The 2,383-nt window shown below is 43.3% G+C and carries 2 protein-coding genes; both read left to right on the top strand.

Features of this window, described 5'->3' with window-relative positions; all coding sequences use genetic code 11:
- The first annotated feature begins 46 nt into the window (after positions 1-46).
- Positions 47-781 carry an SIMPL domain-containing protein gene (locus tag B3Y13_RS07295; protein ID WP_296667181.1) on the top strand — a complete coding sequence of 245 codons (735 nt, stop codon included), beginning with the start codon at positions 47-49 and terminating at the stop codon, positions 779-781.
- A gap of 92 nt (positions 782-873) precedes the next feature.
- A complete protein-coding gene (serS, locus tag B3Y13_RS07300; RefSeq protein ID WP_296667178.1) occupies positions 874-2,202 on the top strand; it encodes a serine--tRNA ligase in 1,329 nt (442 codons plus the stop codon).
- Positions 2,203-2,383: the final 181 nt, after the last annotated feature.

Below are 2,383 nucleotides of genomic sequence, written 5' to 3' on the forward strand. Positions count from 1 at the left end.
TTATAAAACTCGAAATTAAGGCTAAATAAATTGGAGGATTAATAAAATGAAAAAAATCTTAAATGCAAAATTGGTTTTGGCAGTGCTTGGCGCAGTTTTTTTTACATCATGCACAATAAAAACTACGGAAAACAACCGCAGGACAGTGAGCGTAAGCGGAACAGGCTCTGTAGAAGTTGAAGCGGACAACGCGACGATTATTCTTTCTGTAATTACAAGAGGAAAAGATGTCGGAAATACGGCAAAAGAAAACGCAGAAAAAATGACAAAAGTCCATGAATCAGTCTTAGCATTAGGAATTTTGCCGGAAGATGTTTCCACAGAACATTACACAATCAACCAGGAATCAAATTATTTGAACGGCAAAGTAACTTACGGAGATTACGTTGCCATAAACCGAATCAAAATTTTTGTAAAAGATTTAACCATGGCTGGAAATGTAATTGACGCCGCAATAAAAGCCGGCGCAAACCAGCTTTCGTCTTTTCAATATGGAATAAGCGACAAAGAAGCTTTTGTAAAACAGGCGCGCACGCTTGCAGTTCAAAATGCGCGCGATACGGCAAATCTTCTCGTAACAACAAGCGGCGCTTTTCTTGGAAAAGTAATTTCGTTAAACGAGCAGTCAAACAATTTTGGATTTTACAGGGTCAACGCAAAACGCGCCAATTTAGCAGAAGCAGCAGCGGCAGACAGCGCATCTTCTTTTGTTTCAACGCCAATTTCCGGCGGAAAAACAACAATCAGCTTTACAGTCGATGCCGTTTTTGAAATAAAGTAAAAATTCAAAAAAGCGCTGCAATTGCCTTAAAAACGTTAAAAGAATAGAATAAAAGAATAAAAACTTTAAGAGAGATTGGGAGATAAATACAAATGCTCGATTTGAAATTTGTAAAAGAACATCTTGCAGAAGTAAAAGAAAACATAAAAAACCGCAATATGGTTGCCGACGCAGATCTCGTTGTAAAACTTTACGACGAACGCACTGCTCTTACGACAAAACTTCAGTCATTGCAGCAGAAAAGAAACGAAAACGCCGCAAACATGAAGCAGAAACTTGATCCAGAGACACGCCAGAAATTCATTGAAGAAGGCAAAAAAATCAAGGAAGATGTTTCTCAGTCAGAAAAAGAGCTTGCAGAAGTTGAGGCAAAGCTTGAAGACGCCGCAAGACAGCTTCCGAACATGTGCCATCCGGACACTCCAATCGGAAAGCTCGACACAGAAAACCTCGAAGTAAAGAAAGTTGGAGTTCCACGCAAATTTACATTCAAACCAAAAAGCCATGTAGAGCTTGGCGAAGAGCTCGATTTGATTGATTTTGAACGCGGAACAAAAGTTTCCGGTCCGAAATTCTATTACCTCAAAAACGAGGCTGTATTTCTTGAAGAAGCTCTCATCATGTACGCTCTCAACATTCTCCGCAAGCACGGCTTTACAACATTCATTACTCCAGATGTCGCAAAAGAAGAAATTTTAAAAGGAATCGGCTTTAATCCGCGCGGAAACGAATCAAACGTCTATGCAATCGAAGACGAAGGAACATGTCTTGTTGCGACAGCAGAAATCACCCTCGGAGGCTACCATTCAGGAGAAATCTTAGACAAATCTGCGCTTCCGCTCTTTTACTGCGGACTTTCCCACTGCTTTAGACGCGAAGCCGGAGCCGCAGGACAGTTCTCAAAAGGACTTTACAGAGTCCACCAGTTTGACAAAGTCGAAATGTTTGTTTACTGTCTGCCAGAAGATTCAAACAGGCTCCACGAAAAGCTCCGCTTAATCGAAGAAGAAATTTTTGAAGGTCTGGGAATTCCATTCCATGTAGTTGACACATGCACAGGCGACCTCGGCGCTCCTGCTTACAGAAAATGGGATCTCGAAGCGTGGATGCCAAGCCGCGCGACAGAAGAAAAGCCGGAAGGCGACTACGGCGAAGTTACATCAACTTCAAACTGCACAGACTTCCAGTCACGCCGCCTGAACGTAAAATACCACGATGACGACGGCAAGAATAAATATGTCCACATGCTAAACGGCACGGCAATTGCGGTAGGACGGGCAATGCTCGCGATTATGGAAAACTATCAGAACGAAGACGGCTCAATTACAGTTCCGCCTGCGCTTGTTCCATTCTGCGGCTTTGACAAAATCGGACCAAAAACAAAAATAAAAGATCCGGTTTACCACGCCGCAAAAAAATAGAGCAGTTTTAACAAAAAAACGGTGGCTTTTATTAGCCGCCGTTTTTTTATTTGGGCGTTTCCCTCGCTCCGTGCAGGCGCTCCGCTCGGGCCGGGCTTTTCGGGGTTGCGCTGCCGCTTCATTCCTACGCTACGCTCCGGAACGGCTTCGCCGCCCCTACAATCCCTAACGCTTTAGCGTT

It is taken from the genome of Treponema sp. UBA7567, from assembly GCF_002476655.1.
Classification (GTDB): Bacteria; Spirochaetota; Spirochaetia; order Treponematales; family Treponemataceae; genus Treponema_D.